The organism is Kocuria sp., assembly GCF_030538595.1.
Lineage (GTDB): Bacteria > Actinomycetota > Actinomycetes > Actinomycetales > Micrococcaceae > Kocuria.
On sequence record NZ_JAUNTS010000015.1, the window covers coordinates 71,066 to 86,372 of the forward strand.

The following is a 15,307-nucleotide window of genomic DNA, read 5'->3' on the forward strand; positions in this document are numbered from 1 at the left end:
ATACATTTTTGGAAATTTCCTGCGGCACCTGATGGGTACTGGTGCCAAATCTGCAATCTGTGTATACATTAGAGTCTGTCCGACGACGAGAGGAGGGTCACAGTGCGAGCCAGCCAGCGCGTGTACGAACAGTTGCGCACGGAAATCATGGACGGCGACCTCCCTCCCGGCCAGGTCTTGGCAGAAGTTGAACAGTCCCAGCGGTTTGGGATCTCCCGCACACCGGTGCGTGAGGCCATTGGCCGATTGGCCGCTGAGGGGTTGGCTGAAGCGCAGGGGGGCCGCGGCGTCGTCGTCTCCGAAGTGACCGTGGATGACATTCCACCGCTGTTTGAACTGCGCGAGGCGCTGGACATTCAGGCTGCGCGACTGGCTGCGCTGCGGGGAGAACCGGCGCAGTTTGCGGCCATGGCCGACCGATTGGATGTGGTGGCGGGGCTCTTTGAGGTGGGGGCCCACCGTGAGGGCACCGCAGCCCATGCCGAGGACGGTCAGAGTCATCCCGAAGAACACGATTCCTCCACCGCCTACTACGAACTCGTGGCGCAGATGGACCGTGCGATTGACGCGGCCGCGGCCAACCCGTGGCTGGATGCGGCCTCATCCACTGTTCGGATGCAACTGGCACGAGTGCGCAGGTTGGCCGCCCATGATGCCCCCCGGTTGGCCGCAGCGGCCCGTGAACACGCTCAGATAGCCCGCGCCATCTCCACCGGATCGGCACAGCTGGCAGAAGCGGCTGTTCGTCTGCACCTGCACAACGCATTGAGTTCAGCACTGTCCAAAGCCCCGGCAAACCATCCCCAACCAGCAGTAGCAACCCGAGAGGAAGCCTCATGACCGTCAACCATTCAGTGCGGGTCCACCCGTCCTCAGACAACCTGGCCAAGGAAGACCAGCTTGCCTGGAAGGTGGCCGAGGTGGCTGCCGACCCCGTTGAGGTCAGCACCGAAGTCACCGACATGGTGATCAACCGCGTATTGGACAACGCTTCCGTGGCCATTGCCTCCCTGAACCGCGGGCCGATCATCTCCGCCCGTGACCAGGCGCTGGCCCACAAGCCAGGCCCGGGCGGATCGGGAGCAGGCGTGTTCGGTGTGGACGCCGCCCAGACCAAGGTCTCCCCCGAGTGGGCAGCCTGGGCCAACGGCGTGGCCGTGCGTGAACTGGACTATCACGACACCTTCTTGGCCGCCGAGTACTCCCACCCCGGAGACAACATCCCGCCGATTCTGGCCGTGGCCCAGCACGTGGGCTCCAACGGTCGTGACCTGGTGCGCGGTCTGGCCACCGGCTACGAAATCCAGGTGGACCTGGTCAAGGCCATCTGCCTGCACAAGCACAAGATCGACCACGTGGCGCACTTGGGTCCCTCAGCTGCCGCCGGCATCGGCACCCTGCTGGGCCTGGACACCAACACCATCTTCCACGCGATCGGCCAGGCGCTGCACACCACCACCGCCACCCGCCAGTCCCGCAAGGGCGAGATCTCCACGTGGAAGGCCCACGCCCCCGCCTTCGCCGGCAAGATGGCCGTGGAAGCTGTGGACCGTGCCATGCGCGGACAGACCTCCCCCACCCCCATCTGGGAAGGTGAAGACGGCGTGATTTCCTGGCTGCTGGACGGCCCGGATGCCGCCTACGAGGTTCCGCTGCCTGCCCCCGGTGAAGCCAAGCGCGCCATCCTGGATTCCTACACCAAGGAACACTCCGCCGAATACCAGGCCCAGGCCTGGATCGACCTTGCACGCAAGCTGCACGCGGAGCACCCGGAGATCGCCGATCCGGCCAAGGTGGAGCGGATTGTGCTGCACACCTCCCACCACACCCACTACGTGATCGGTTCAGGCGCCAACGACCCCCAGAAGTACGACCCCAAGGCCACCCGCGAAACCCTGGATCACTCGATCCCCTACATCTTCACGGTTGCCCTGCAGGATGGCTCCTGGCACCACGTGGACTCCTACGCTCCGGAGCGCGCGGGCCGTCCGGACACCGTGGAGCTGTGGCACAAGATCACCACGGAGGAAGACGCCGAGTGGACCCGCCGCTACCACTCCCTGGACATTTCCGAGAAGGCCTTTGGTGGGCGTGCGGAGATTGTGCTCAAGGACGGTTCCACCATTGTGGATGAGATCGCCGTGGCAGACGCCCACCCGCTGGGGGCCCGCCCGTTCGCCCGCGAGCAGTACTTGAACAAGCTGCGCACCCTGGCCGAGGGCCTGGTTGCAGACACCGAGCTGGAGCGCTTCATCCAGGCCGCCGAGTCCCTGCCCGAGCTGGGCGCCGGTGACCTGGACGCACTGAACATCACCGCCTCCGTCACCCTGGAATCCGGCACCAAGGGGATCTTCTGATGCTGTATTCACACGTGACGGCTGAGGCCAAGCGCCTCAAGTTCCGCGAATTGCTGGCCGAAGACCGCTGCGTCCAGTTCCCGGGAACCTTCACCCCGCTGGCCACCAAGGTCATCCAGGACAAAGGGTTCGACGGCGTCTACATCTCCGGCGGTGTGCTGGCCAATGAGTTGGGTCTTCCCGACGTCGGCCTGACCACGCTCACGGAGGTGGCCCTGCGTGGTTCCCAGATTTCGCGTTCCACGGACCTGCCCACGCTGATTGATGCGGACACCGGCTTTGGTGAGCCCATGAACGTGGCGCGCACCATCCAGGAGCTGGAAAACGCCGGAGTCTCTGGCTGCCACATCGAGGACCAGTTCAACCCCAAGCGCTGCGGGCACCTGGACGGCAAGTCCGTGGTGGATCTGGAAACCGCGGTCAAGCGCATCCAGGCGGGTGCCCAGGCACGGCGTGATCCGAACTTTGTGATCATGGCGCGCACGGACATCCGCGCCGTCGAACCCCTGGAAGTGGCCATTGAACGCGCCCAGGCGCTGGTGGAAGCTGGCGCGGACGTGATCTTCCCGGAGGCGCTGAAGGACATCACCGAGTTCGAGGCCATGGCTTCTGCCGTCTCCGTGCCTGTGCTGGCCAACATGACCGAGTTCGGCAAGTCCGAACTGTTCACGGTGGATCAGCTGCACAACGCGGGTGTGTCCATGGTGATTTACCCGGTTTCGGCACAGCGGGCGGCCATGGGCGCCGTCGAACGTCTGCTGGACACCATCAAAGCCGATGGCACGCAGCAAGCCGCTGTGGCTGACATGCAGACGCGAGCCCGCCTGTATGAAACCGTGGACTACGACGGTTACAGCGCTTTTGACAGCAATGTCTTCAATTTCGAGGTCCCCGGAGGACGATCATGAGCCAGAACACTGAGATCAAGAAGGGCCTGGCCGGTGTGGTCGCGGACGTCACCGCGGTCTCCAAGGTCAACCCCGAGTCCAATTCGCTGCTGTATCGCGGGTATCCGGTCCAAGAGCTGGCCGCCAACTGTTCCTTTGAGCAGGTGGCTCTGCTGCTGTGGAACGGGGAGCTGCCATCCGATGAGGAGCTGGCAGAGTTCACTGACTTTGAGCGCGCCAACCGGGCGCTGACCCCGGAGCTCAAAGCCGTGATCGACGCCCTGCCCACCGACTGCCACCCCATGGACGTGTGCCGCACGGCTGCCTCCGTATTGGGCGCCCAGCACCCCAAGGCCGAGGACGAATCCCCGGAAGCGGAGTTGGAGAAGGCCAAATCCTTGTTCGCGGCCATGCCCGCCGTGGTTGCCTACGACCAACGACGACGCCGCGGTCAGGAACCGATCGAGCCCCGCGAGGATCTGGACTACTCAGCCAATTTCCTGTGGATGACTTTCGGTGAAGAGGCCGCCCCGGAGGTGGTGGAGGCCTTCAACGTCTCCATGATTCTCTACGCGGAACACTCCTTCAATGCCTCTACCTTCACGGCCCGGGTGGTGACTTCCACGCTGTCGGATCTGCACTCCGCCGTCGTCGGGGCCATTGGTGCGCTGAAGGGTCCGCTGCACGGTGGCGCCAACGAGGCCGTGATGCACACCTTTGAAGAACTGGGCATTCGCACGGATGAATCCGCGGAAGAGGCTGAGGCCCGCGCCAAGGCCTGGATGGACGATGCCTTGGCGCAGAAGAAGAAGGTCATGGGCTTTGGCCACCGTGTCTACAAGAACGGTGACTCCCGCGTTCCCACCATGCAGGACGCGCTGTTCCGCATGCTGGACCACTACCAGCGCCCGGAGCTGCTGGGGCTCTACAACGGGTTGGCCAAGTCCATGGATGAGGCCAAGGGCATCAAGCCCAACCTGGACTATCCGGCAGGCCCCACGTACTGGCTCATGGGCTTTGACATTCCCACGTTCACGCCGCTGTTCGTGTGCGCGCGCATCACGGGATGGACCGCGCACATCATCGAGCAGCGTGCAGCCAACTCGCTGATCCGCCCGCTCTCGGCTTACAACGGACCGGACGAACGCCACCTGAGCTAACCCTCCCCTTCCCCCTAACTCCGCCGAAAACATGGTTTGGTTGAAAAATCGGGCCTGAAATTAGGTCAAACCATGTTTTCGGCGGAGGGGAGGGTTTCAGCGGGCGCGCACATCAAGTGCAATGTCTACCAAAAGGTCTTCCTGCCCGCCCACCAAAGAACGAGCTCCTGCTTCTATCAGCAGCGCCCGTGGTTCGACGTCGTAGAGGGCACTGATGGTCTCGGCATGCCGCAGGAAACTCGAATACACACCCGCATATCCCAAGGTCAACGTTTCCCGATCGACTTGGACCGGCCTGTCCATGAGAGGACGCACCAAGTCATCAGCAGCATCTTGCAACTGTGAAAGGTCGGCGCGGTGGGTGAGCCCGGAGCGCCGTATCACGGCAACCAGCGGCTCGATCGGACAGTTACCCGCTCCAGCGCCCAGTCCCGCCAAAGAGGCATCCACTCGATAAGCTCCGTGCTCAATTGCAGCCAAGCTGTTGGCCACTGACAGACTGAGATTTTCGTGGGCGTGGATACCAACCTGAACTTCTGGATCAAGAACTTGTCGGTAAGCCTGAATCCGGGCGGCCACTTCATGCGGTGTGAGATGGCCACCGGAATCAGTCACATAGACGCAATGGGCGCCAAAGCTCGCCATGATTCGTGCTTGTTGGGCAAGTTCCGGAGGCGGAATCATGTGGCTCATCATCAGGAATCCCGAAACATCCATTCCCAGATCCCGCGCGAACTCAATGTGCTGACCAGCCACGTCTGCTTCCGTGCAATGTGTGGCCACCCGGACAGAACGGACCCCTAGTTCAAAAGCTCTCTTGAGGTCTTTGGTGGTGCCGATACCGGGCAGAATCAGAGTGGTCAGGCGGGCGTGATGGATGGCCTCTGCCGCCGTCTCCAACCAAACCCAATCGGTATGGCTTCCTACACCGTAGGTCAGCGACCCGCCAGATAGACCATCTCCATGCGCCACCTCAATGGCATCCACCCCCGCCTGATCAAGTGCGGTCACAATGGCTGCCAGCTCACTCGGTTGGATTCGGTGCCGTAGTGCATGAAGTCCGTCGCGCAGCGTGACGTCTTGTAGGTAGACCTGACTCATGATGCCTCCTCGGTACCCCATCCTGCGTTTGCCCACGACTCGCCGACCTCCAAGGCTGCAGATGTCATGATGTCCAGATTTCCGGCGAAGGGTGGAAGGTAATCGCCGCCACCCTCTACTTCCAGAAAGACAGATATCCGGTGTGTGATGTCCTGTCCGAAAGAGTCCAGTTCCAGCGACCTCAGATCCGTGTCCCCGAGTGGTTGGATCTGGACCGCCTGCTTCAGCCGGTAACCGGGAACGTAGCGTTGAACACGCTGCACAGCTTGTTCAATAGCCGCTTTGACCGCCTCGTGATCATCCGGGCCAATCACGGCAGTGACGGTGTCGCGCATCATGACCGGAGGATCTGCGGGATTGAGAATAATGAGTGCCCTGCCACGGGCTGCTCCCCCCACGCTCCTCAATGCAGCCGAAGTTGTTTCAGTGAATTCGTCAATATTGGCGCGAGTCCCAGGACCAGCAGATTTTGAGGCAATGGAGGCCACAATTTCGCAATAAGGAACCACTGTTTGGGCCGTCATAGCAGCAACGATCGGAATAGTGGCTTGTCCGCCACAAGTAACCATGTTGACTTCACGGGCATCCGGATACGCCCCTAGGTTCACGGATGGAATCACCAGAGGCCCCATGGCCGCCGGCGTGAGGTCGATGATACGCACCGGGTGTGATGCCAGTACAGCAACGTTGTGCTTGTGTGCAGCTGCTGAAGTGGCATCAAAGATGATTTCCACTCCTTTGAACGACGGCGATTCCACCAAGCCTTCCACGCCATCGGAGATCGTGACAATGTTCTGGTCCCGAGCCAAAGCAAGACCCTCCGATTGTGGGTCGATCCCGACTACCGCAGCCAGCTCCAGCCGTTGTGAACGACGTAAAATCTTGAACATCAGATCAGTCCCGATGTTGCCTGAACCAATGATCACAACTCGCGTTTTCATGACGACACCCCTGATTCCTGGTGATTTTGAACAAAATCAACAGACACGGTTCCCAACTCACCAACGACTGCTGTCACGGCGCATGGCCTCTCAATAACTGCCATAGGACCTAATGCACCCGAGAGAACAATCTCCCCTGCACGTAACGGTTTTCCGTGCTCAATCGCCGAGCGGGCCAGCCAAAGGACTGCTTCCAGCGGATCGCCCAGGCAGTCAGTTCCCGATCCGGTGGAGACCAACTCACCATCAACGTGCATGGCCATTTGGACGGCCCGGGGTTCAACCTCCGTGATTTGGTGCATGGTGGGCCCCAGGACGAACAAGGCAGCGGATCCGTTGTCAGCGACGGTGTCCACAAATCCGATGTCCCAGTTCTGAATCCGACTGTCCACGATCTCCAGTGCAGGCTGGGCAAAGGCAATGGCTGCACGCACAGTGTCCAGATCCAAATCCGCCGGCCCCTGACCTTGCTGCACGCACAGGTCATCAGCCAGCGTGAACGCCACCTCAGCCTCAATTCTGGGTTGAATCAGGGTTGCAAGATCAATCTGCGAACCCGGGGCCACTCGCATGTCATGGAAGAGCGCTCCATAATCTGGTTGTTCAACACCGAGCTGAGCTTGAACCTTCTCAGAGGTAAGTCCGATCTTGCGCCCAACGTGCCGTGCACCCAGCATTTGTCGACGCTTACCCAGCTCCACTTGAACCGCATAAGCATCATGCGGCGTCAGTGCGTACTGGTTGCGTAACGGCAGAATCGGCCTCCTGGCCAATTCCGCATGGGCCAGCGTGTCTGCTATTTGACTAATGGGTGAACTCATTTTCTCTCCATGAAGGAAATTTGCTTTGGAATCACAATACAGTGATCAATACGGGCAAGCATTGGGGAGGTGTCAGTAAGTCAGCTCTGGAACTGTGGGTTCGTGCTCCCTCATGGATCGCACAGCTAAGCGAAATTGATCCATTTTTGAGATCACGGTTTCTCCCACCGGGGAATGACCCCATATCGAGATTCCCTGATAGAGACTTGGCTCCCAGGTGGATTCCAGCTCAGGAGTGATGAGGACTGGATCCCATCCAATTTCCAACTCGAAACCCGAGGGTGTAACACAATAGAAGGACAATTCTCGGTCATTGGTGTGTTGTCCAACGCTCCAAGCCATGCCGAATCCAAGTTCCTTGACTCTTGCATACGAATCCAACATGTCCTCCAGTGTTGCCACCTGGATGTTCATGTGCTGAATGGCAGTGCGGATCGGATTTATTCGTATGCCGTTTATGTTAACAACAGCAATGGAGTGATGGCGTTCGTTGACTCGTAGAAATTTGACGTTCAGAGTCAAGCCGCTAATATTCTCTTCAATAAAGTCAGTGATGCGGGCATCAAAAACAGTGTTGTAGTAGGAACGGAGCTCTTGAGGATTCTTTGTGGTGATGGCCAAGTGCCCCATCCCCGACGCCCCTGTCACAAATGAACTGATTTGCATTTTCAAGGGCTCAGCGGTTCGGACCGCCGTCGTAAAGATCTCGGTCTTGATCCCCTTGGGCCCAGGGAATCTCCACAAACGCTCCACTCCGCGGAGCCTGCATTCCTCATAGGTACCTTCTTCAATTGGCACCCCGCGCTCGGTCACTCGACGTATGATTTCGTCGAAAGTCTCATGGTCATCGACCTCCCATCCGGCCGCCACCAGATCTTCGGCCGGACCGCGCTCCAGAAGGAACCGGCATGAATGGTCGTCCATCCGAAAACGCATGACGTCCCGATCCAGGACATCCACGTGCAGCCCGATCGCATCGGCTCCAAACCGGTGCCAATCAAGGAATTTTTGAGTTTGCACCACCACGTACCCCAGATGTATTGCTCCAAATACGGAGTTGGATCTGGTCTCATCAGGAGAGAGGTTCACCGTGCCGCTCCTTGAATTTTGGCGTTCGCGGTTAAGAAATTAATTGTTGTGCGATTAAAAATATCGGGCTGCTCCCACTGAACCCAGTGCCCGGTCCTAGACACTAGGTACAGGTCACACTCCGGCATGGTTCGAGCAAGAGTCAACCCACCGCTGGGACGGTTCACCTTGTCAGCCTCACCCCACAACACCAGTGTGGGTGTTTCTAGAGTTTTGAGGCGTCCGTGCAGGAGGAGATCCATCTTGCGCAACTTGCGTAATGCGCCCATCCCTGAAGGACGCTGAAGCGGTGGGTTCTTCATGACCTCGGGATCAAGGCTTGCCTGGAATCGTTCCTCAATCAGATCGCTGGGGACACCGGCGCCGTCATACACCAGATAGTCACGTATGAATTCATCCAATTTCTCACGCGTAGGGCCTTCACCCGCGTAATAATTGGTGAGTTTCATGAGTCCCCGGGTGGGCAAACTGCGAGTTGTGCCGATACCCCCGGGCCCCAACAGCACCAACCGATCCACTCGCTCCGGTCGATCCAATGCACACCGCAGCGCCGCAGCGCCACCGTATGAATTTCCAATGAGGTGGGCGGTCTCAATCTCAAGGCTGTCCAGTAGTCCCCGTACAAACAGGGCCAGATCGCCAAAAGGATCTGACTGATCAATACCTTTCGAGGAACGACCATAGCCCGGCATGTCGGGCACAATCACTCGAAAGTGTTGGGAAAGCGCGTGGATGTTCCGAGCAAAGTTGGAGAGTCCCGACGCACCTGCCCCACCACCATGCAAGAGGACGACCGCTTCTCCGTCGCCCGCCTCGGAGACAAAAATCTGGCGGTGCCCAACACTGATGGTGCTGCGCTTCATTCCTACCCCGGCTTTTTGTTCGGCAGTCACCATGACCGACCCTTTCTGATGATCTCATCACCTACAGGTGATGAGATCATCAGAAAAATCTCAAGCTGTCAACCGATCAGCCCCGCCTGCCCACCGCAGCCAACCGGTGTGCTCACCAACCGTGGTTGATGCAGACACACCGGAAATGACCGTGGGCAAGTAGTGTGAACACCGTGAATGAACGCCCAGACCGACGCAGAGTCCGTACGCGCCAATCATTGATCTCAGCAGCTCAGTCGCTTCTGTCTCAGGGGCGTACCAGTGTCAGCATTCAGGAGATCACCGAGCAGGCCCAGGTTGGCTTTGGGTCGTTCTACAACCACTTCGAGTCCAAGGAACAGCTGTTCCAAGCAGCAGTTGAAGAGACCATAGCCAGCTGGCTACTGGTTCGTGACGAGGCGGTTGAGGACATCACAGACCCCGCCGAAGTCGTCAGCACAAGTTTTCATGTTGCAGGACGGTTCCAGCGTGCTCACCCGCGACTCACTCGCATTCTTCTGTCCTCCAGCTCTGCCCTTCTCGGTGATGACAAGGGCTTTCGCCAGCGGGGGATCAAAAACATCAACCAGGGCATCGCCACCCATCGTTTTGATCCGATCTCCCCGGAGATCAGTTTCACCATCGCCGCCACAGCACTTTTGGGTCTGATGCATCACTTGGACCTGCACCCTGAAGCAGAGGTGAGCTCCATCTCCGCGCAGTTCGCCGAACGGGTGTTGATCATGCTGGGACTCACCCACACCCAGGCCGGGAGTGTCGCATACACCCCCGAGTCTTCAACAACACGGGCTGACCCCGAATCCTGACGGGCGAACCCACCATCTTCGGGGTCAAATCTCGCCTGACCGAGCTTGCGTGGGCTCAGAAACATCCCCCGGCACCACTGCCACGCGGACCGCGTGATCGCAACCAGAACGGCCGTGACCACAGGGTCCTCACTAGCCAGAAATCCCAGGCTTGTGCCTCAGACCAGGCGTCCCGCTGTGAACTTTTTCTCCACAAGGCTTGCATCCAGCCACTCCTCAGCTACGATCTTTTCTGACGCTTTCATCACTTTTGCTGCGGCAAGCCATGCTCATGCCGCACCAAGACGGGAGACAACTGTGGATGCACCAATCATCGTGGCGGGCGCCGGTCCGGTCGGCACCAGTCTGGCGATAGACGCTGCCATGCGCGGAGTTGACGTCGTTGTGCTGGAAGCCCGGGAGGCCAACACACCGCCCGATGCAAAGTGCAACACCATTGCTTCACGAACCATGGAAGTTTTCCGACGATTCGGTATCGCACAAGATGTTCGAGCAGCCGGACTGCCAGACGATTTTCCGACCGACACCGTCTTTGCTTCCAGCGTCAGCGGTCATGAGTTCACGCGAATTCAGATGCCTTCCCGCAGAGAGCGCCAACAGCCCGGTGAATACTTCGACAGCCATTGGCCAACTCCGGAGCCCATGGTGCGCGAAAGTCAGTTGTGGCTCGAACCAATTCTCAGACAAAAACTGTTGAGCCTCCCCAACGTCACGTTCCTCCCCCGCACGGAACTGGAATCTTTTTCGCAGGATGCCGAGAGTGTCACGGTGACCTGCCGCGATTTGGATTCCGATACCCAATTCATGGTCTCGGGACAGTACCTCGTGGGCTGCGATGGTGGAGGCAGCCGTGTACGCAAGGGCATGGGAATTCGCCTGACAGGGGACGCCGAAATATCGAGGACGCGCAGTGCACTGATCCGATCAACAGACGTCATCAAATTGTTTGGTGAACGCCGTCCGGCGTGGATGACCTGGGTGGCGAATCACAAGGCCCGCGGCACCGTGGTGGCCATCGACGGGAAAGAGCTCTGGCTGGTGCACCGTGCGCTCCCTAACGGCACGCAAGAGTTTGAGAGCTTGGACCAGGACCAATCCATCAGGGATGTGCTGGGAGTAGATGGAACCTTCGACTTCCAGATACTGCGCGATGAGGACTGGATCGGGCGCCGGCTGGTTGCACCTCGGTTCAGGAACAACCGTGTGTTCTTGGCTGGCGATGCTGCACACGTGTGGGTCCCTTTCGCCGGGTACGGCATGAACGCTGGAATCGCAGATGCCGTGAATCTCTCATGGCTGCTGACCTCTGTCATCAAAGGGTGGGCTGCGCCTGGAATTCTGGAGGCCTACGAAGCAGAGCGTTGGCCCATCACTCACCAGGTTTCTAAGCTTGCAATGACAAGCATGCAGAAGACCCTTGAGGCATTAGGCCGCGGCAAGGTTCCCAGGTTGGTCAGCTCATCCGGCGCACTCGGCAAGTTACTGCGCACTAGGTTGCGGCACAAATTATTCCCCGTCACTAAGGCTCAAATGGTCCCGGAGGGTCTGAACTTCGGTTACTACTACACGCATTCTCCAATTATTCTCAACGACGGATCGACCGCTCCTGAATACTCCATGGCAGAGCATGTGCCGTCCACAGTGCCGGGGTGCCGCCTTCCTCACTTCTCCGTTCAGGGTATCAGTATTCTAGATTTATTGGGACCGGATTATACAATCATCAGTTTCGATCCAGGTCAAGAATTGACCCCCATACTCTCAAGCAAGTTACCCATCACTATGGTTCAAGCAAAATGCCCAGATCAAAATTTGTTCAAAAATCAACTTTATATAGTCCGGCAAGACAGCCACATAGCCTGGCGTGGCGATCGTCTCCCGGAAAACTTGAACCTGCTAGTGGACACGCTTTGCGGAATCAAGGTTTCATCACCGAAAGTCCAGCCAACTGTCAGTGACTTTCATTCGTTTTCCATGCCACAGGTCTTGCCTGCTCAACATTAGGTGACTACCATAAAAACATCCCCATACATGAGGGGAAACATCATCACGAGGAGTGGAACCAATGAGTAACGCGCAGCTTGAGAGCCAGTACCAGGATCTACCCGCTGCTGTTCGCGCCAAAGTAGAACAGCACTTGACCGACGCGAAAGTAGCCCTCAAGGTTTGGGCTGGTAGAACCATTCTTGAGAAGGAGAATTTTGCCAAGCACGCCACCACATCTGCGGGGCGCGTGGGCCTCAAAAGTGGTCAGGTCTCTGAATTGACGGTGATTGCTCCACTGAAACCAGGTGGTGCCGATCGACTTCGCGCGCTCTTCGATCTGCTCGGTGGCAGTCTCGCCGCAGTCAGTAACGTCGGCACTCTGCATGATATGCGCTGGGTCATTCTCGACAATGATTCAAAGCTGCTTTTTGCTACTGCTTACGATGGTGAGTGGGATCCCTACATTGACGACTTCGCCACCCGCATCCCGGAAGTGATGGACTACGCTTTCGGAAACCTGGAGGGATGGCCGGGAATTAAATCACCCGAGGTGAAGGACTGGATCGCCAGCTACCAGATTCCAGCCGCTGGCTGGTACGTGGCGCACCCAGACATGTCTGTTTCGGACGGTCAACGTCTGCTGGAACTCGATGTAGCCGTCCGTGAATTCGCCGAAAAGCTCAACTGATAGATGGAATTGTTGTGTCCCGCCTTTTGAGACGATTGCGAACTCCAACCCTTGAGTTGGAAGACATACAAGCTACTATTCTTAGACCACGTCCCGCGCCATACTATGGTACGCACGCTCTAATCAAGATCGAGGATGCGGCTGCCGGCCGCGAAGCCATGCGACGGTTGCATCAACGTGTTTCGTCGGCAAAAAACTGGCATGAACCTCGTTCAGCCTGGACGGCGGTGGCTCTGACCTATCCGGGGCTGGTTGCTCTTGGAGTGCCACAGACCTCTCTTGACTCATTCCCCAAGGGCTTTCGGGAGGGGATGGCTGCCCGCGCTGATTTTCTCCGTGATCAAGGACCGAACCACCCGTCCCGTTGGGAGAAGCCATTTGGTACTGGCAACGTTCACCTTGCGGTCACGGTTTTTGCCCAATCCGAGTCAGATTGGCAAGAGGAAGTGCGCGCGTATGAGGACCGTCTGTCTGAGCTTTCGGGGCTCACTGTCCTGCTCCGGCAAGACTTTGGTGCCCAGCCCGGAGACCGCAACGCGTTCGGTTACAAGGATGGTTTCACCCAGCCGGTTGTGGAAGGCAGTGGCCTGGACGGTTTACCTGGGGATGGTAAAGCAATCAAGGCAGGTGAGTTCGTCTTGGGCTACAAGGCGGAAGGAGAGGTCGAGCTACCAGTACCAACACCCCCCGAACTCGGTCGCAACGGCAGCTACTTAGTTTTCCGAAAATATCATTCCCACGTGGCTGCCTTTAACCGATTCCTCCACAACAATGCGAATAACGTTGATGAGCGTGAGCTTCTGGCGGCAAAGCTGGTGGGGCGCTGGCGTAGCGGCGCGCCCTTGGAGCTCTCACCTGACCGGGATGATCCATCACTGGGTGCAGATGACAATCGCAATAACAACTTCACCTACGGCAAAGATGAAAAAGGGCTACGCACCCCTCTGAGCTCACACATACGCAGGATGAATCCACGTGACACTAAGTTGAAGACACTATCAGACGTAAATATTCGCCGAATCATTCGTCGTTCCACCACATACGGGGATCCACTGGGTGATTCCCTACGGGATGATGGTAACCCTCGTGGACTGGATTTCATCGCCATTGGTGCTCGCGCTATTGACACAGTCGAGTTTTTACAGAGCGAGTGGGTCAACTCTGGAAACTTCATCGGTAGAGGCACTGAGAAGGATCCCATGCTGGGCCTGCAAGGTAATGATGGCTACTTCACGGTGCCTGGTATCCCACCCCGCCGCATCACCGGAATTGAAACATTCAACACGCTTGATGGTGGTGAATACTTCTTCATGCCAAGCCTCACAGCGCTTGATTGGCTGGGCAACCTGAAATAGCCCGCAACCACCCCTCCGCCGAAAACATGGTTTGACCCAATTCAAGGCCCGATTTTTCAACCAAACCATGTTTTCGGCGGAGGTGGGCTACCGAGCCCTCGGGTGGGCTGTGGTCCAGACCTCGCGCAGGGAGTCGGCGGTGACCAGCGTGTAGACCTGGGTGGTGGTCACGGAGGCATGCCCCAGCATTTCCTGGACCACCCTCAGATCCGCGCCCCCCTCCAACAGGTGGGTGGCAAACGAGTGCCGCAACGTGTGCGGGGTGACCTCCACACCTTCTTCGGTCAGCCCGGATCGATCGGCCGCAGCCTTGATGGTGTTCCACGCCGTCTGCCGACTGATCCGGCCCCCGCGGGCATTGAGGAACACCGCCGGTGACGCCTTGCCCTTGGTCGAGAACTCGGGTCGCCCACGCACCAGCCACGCATCCAGTGCCGCCACGGCAGGCCGGCCCAATGGCACCAACCGCTGCTTAGACCCCTTGCCGAACAGCCGAATGAAGGGCAGCCCCCTGTCCTGGTCCTCCCCCGCTGCCCGAACTGCCGCAGAAAGATCGTCCACATCCAACGCGATCGCCTCAGAGACGCGCGCCCCCGTGGAGTACATGACCTCCAAGAGCGCTCGATCACGCAACCCCGCAGGTGTGGAGACATCGGGTGCCTCCAACAAACGCGTGACCGCCTTCACGGAGATCGCCTTGGGCAGTCGCATGCCCGCCACCGGCGGCGGGACTTCGGCAGCAGGATCGGTGACGGTGTGACCTTCCAAAGCCCAGAACCGGTGAGCGCCCCTCACTGCTACGACGACGCGCGCCGCACTGCGAGCACTCAACCCCGCACCGGGCGCTTCACCCCGTCGGGCGGCAGAGGCGGCTGAGACAGAGACGGCTGAGGCGGTGGCTGAGTCAGCTGGGCCAACGGGCTCGCCGATTACTGCGGGTACGGGCCGTTGCAGGTACCGAACAAAAGCCGAAACATGCGCCGGGGTCACAGCCTGTGCGGCGTCCACAGGTGGAGCTTCCGTTGGGTCAATGTCGGCCTGCACAAAATCCACGTACCGTCTCAGATCCCGCCGATAAGCAGCCAAGGTGTTGGCCGCCAGCCCCCGTTCCACCACCAGATGTTGGAGGTAACGCTCCACGGCCCGTTCCAGCGCGGTGGGGGCACCAGATGTGGAACTCGACGGCCCAGGGGATGCAGCGGATTCAGCGGTCACAAGCCAAAAGT

14 protein-coding genes are annotated in these 15,307 nt (G+C 58.8%); 8 read left to right on the forward strand and 6 right to left on the reverse strand.

The window, feature by feature from the left end:
- Nucleotides 1–102 precede the first annotated feature (102 nt).
- Genes Q4G32_RS12060 through Q4G32_RS12075 form a run of 4 tightly spaced genes read left to right on the forward strand, consistent with a single transcriptional unit; the run spans nucleotide 103 to nucleotide 4,404 of the window.
- On the forward strand, nucleotides 103–840 hold the full coding sequence (locus tag Q4G32_RS12060) for a GntR family transcriptional regulator (RefSeq protein ID WP_303351717.1): 738 nt from the start codon (nucleotides 103–105) through the stop codon (nucleotides 838–840).
- Nucleotides 837–2,357 carry an MmgE/PrpD family protein gene (locus Q4G32_RS12065; protein WP_303351718.1) on the forward strand — a complete coding sequence of 507 codons (1,521 nt, stop codon included), beginning with the start codon at nucleotides 837–839 and terminating at the stop codon, nucleotides 2,355–2,357. The genes Q4G32_RS12060 and Q4G32_RS12065 overlap by 4 nt, the downstream gene beginning before the upstream one ends.
- Nucleotides 2,357–3,265 (forward strand): methylisocitrate lyase, encoded by a 909-nt coding sequence (prpB, locus tag Q4G32_RS12070; protein WP_303351719.1) that lies wholly within the window; start codon nucleotides 2,357–2,359, stop codon nucleotides 3,263–3,265. Before Q4G32_RS12065 ends, prpB begins: the two co-directional genes overlap by 1 nt.
- A complete protein-coding gene (locus tag Q4G32_RS12075) occupies nucleotides 3,262–4,404 on the forward strand; it encodes a bifunctional 2-methylcitrate synthase/citrate synthase (protein WP_303351721.1) in 1,143 nt (380 codons plus the stop codon). Before prpB ends, Q4G32_RS12075 begins: the two co-directional genes overlap by 4 nt.
- A 96-nt stretch (nucleotides 4,405–4,500) precedes the next feature.
- Here Q4G32_RS12075 and dmpG read toward each other — a convergent pair whose 3' ends face one another.
- The 5 genes from dmpG to Q4G32_RS12100 form a co-directional block, all read right to left on the reverse strand.
- Nucleotides 4,501–5,505 carry a 4-hydroxy-2-oxovalerate aldolase gene (gene dmpG / locus Q4G32_RS12080; RefSeq protein WP_303351723.1) on the reverse strand — a complete coding sequence of 335 codons (1,005 nt, stop codon included), beginning with the start codon at nucleotides 5,503–5,505 and terminating at the stop codon, nucleotides 4,501–4,503.
- Complete coding sequence (locus Q4G32_RS12085; protein WP_303351725.1) at nucleotides 5,502–6,446, reverse strand: acetaldehyde dehydrogenase (acetylating); 945 nt, start codon at nucleotides 6,444–6,446, stop codon at nucleotides 5,502–5,504. The genes dmpG and Q4G32_RS12085 overlap by 4 nt, the downstream gene beginning before the upstream one ends.
- On the reverse strand, nucleotides 6,443–7,267 hold the full coding sequence (locus tag Q4G32_RS12090; protein ID WP_303351726.1) for a 2-keto-4-pentenoate hydratase: 825 nt from the start codon (nucleotides 7,265–7,267) through the stop codon (nucleotides 6,443–6,445). The genes Q4G32_RS12085 and Q4G32_RS12090 overlap by 4 nt, the downstream gene beginning before the upstream one ends.
- A gap of 72 nt (nucleotides 7,268–7,339) precedes the next feature.
- Nucleotides 7,340–8,356 carry a VOC family protein gene (locus tag Q4G32_RS12095; protein WP_303351727.1) on the reverse strand — a complete coding sequence of 339 codons (1,017 nt, stop codon included), beginning with the start codon at nucleotides 8,354–8,356 and terminating at the stop codon, nucleotides 7,340–7,342.
- A complete protein-coding gene (locus Q4G32_RS12100; RefSeq protein ID WP_303351729.1) occupies nucleotides 8,353–9,252 on the reverse strand; it encodes an alpha/beta fold hydrolase in 900 nt (299 codons plus the stop codon). The genes Q4G32_RS12095 and Q4G32_RS12100 overlap by 4 nt, the downstream gene beginning before the upstream one ends.
- Before the next feature lie 170 nt (nucleotides 9,253–9,422).
- Here Q4G32_RS12100 and Q4G32_RS12105 point away from each other — a divergent pair, with 170 nt between their 5' ends.
- The 4 genes from Q4G32_RS12105 to Q4G32_RS12120 all read left to right on the forward strand — a co-directional run bounded on the left by Q4G32_RS12105 (nucleotide 9,423) and on the right by Q4G32_RS12120 (nucleotide 14,081).
- Entirely contained in the window at nucleotides 9,423–10,055 is a 633-nt protein-coding gene (locus Q4G32_RS12105; RefSeq protein WP_303351730.1) for a TetR/AcrR family transcriptional regulator, read from the forward strand.
- 177 nt (nucleotides 10,056–10,232) lie between these two features.
- Entirely contained in the window at nucleotides 10,233–12,056 is a 1,824-nt protein-coding gene (locus Q4G32_RS12110) for an FAD-dependent monooxygenase (protein WP_303351732.1), read from the forward strand.
- 61 nt (nucleotides 12,057–12,117) lie between these two features.
- Nucleotides 12,118–12,726 (forward strand): hypothetical protein, encoded by a 609-nt coding sequence (locus tag Q4G32_RS12115; RefSeq protein WP_303351733.1) that lies wholly within the window; start codon nucleotides 12,118–12,120, stop codon nucleotides 12,724–12,726.
- 14 nt (nucleotides 12,727–12,740) lie between these two features.
- Entirely contained in the window at nucleotides 12,741–14,081 is a 1,341-nt protein-coding gene (locus tag Q4G32_RS12120) for a Dyp-type peroxidase (RefSeq protein ID WP_368660396.1), read from the forward strand.
- Between the two features lie 87 nt (nucleotides 14,082–14,168).
- On the opposite strand, the gene Q4G32_RS12125 is transcribed toward Q4G32_RS12120, so the two are convergent.
- Nucleotides 14,169–15,296 (reverse strand): site-specific tyrosine recombinase XerD, encoded by a 1,128-nt coding sequence (locus Q4G32_RS12125; protein WP_303351737.1) that lies wholly within the window; start codon nucleotides 15,294–15,296, stop codon nucleotides 14,169–14,171.
- Nucleotides 15,297–15,307: the final 11 nt, after the last annotated feature.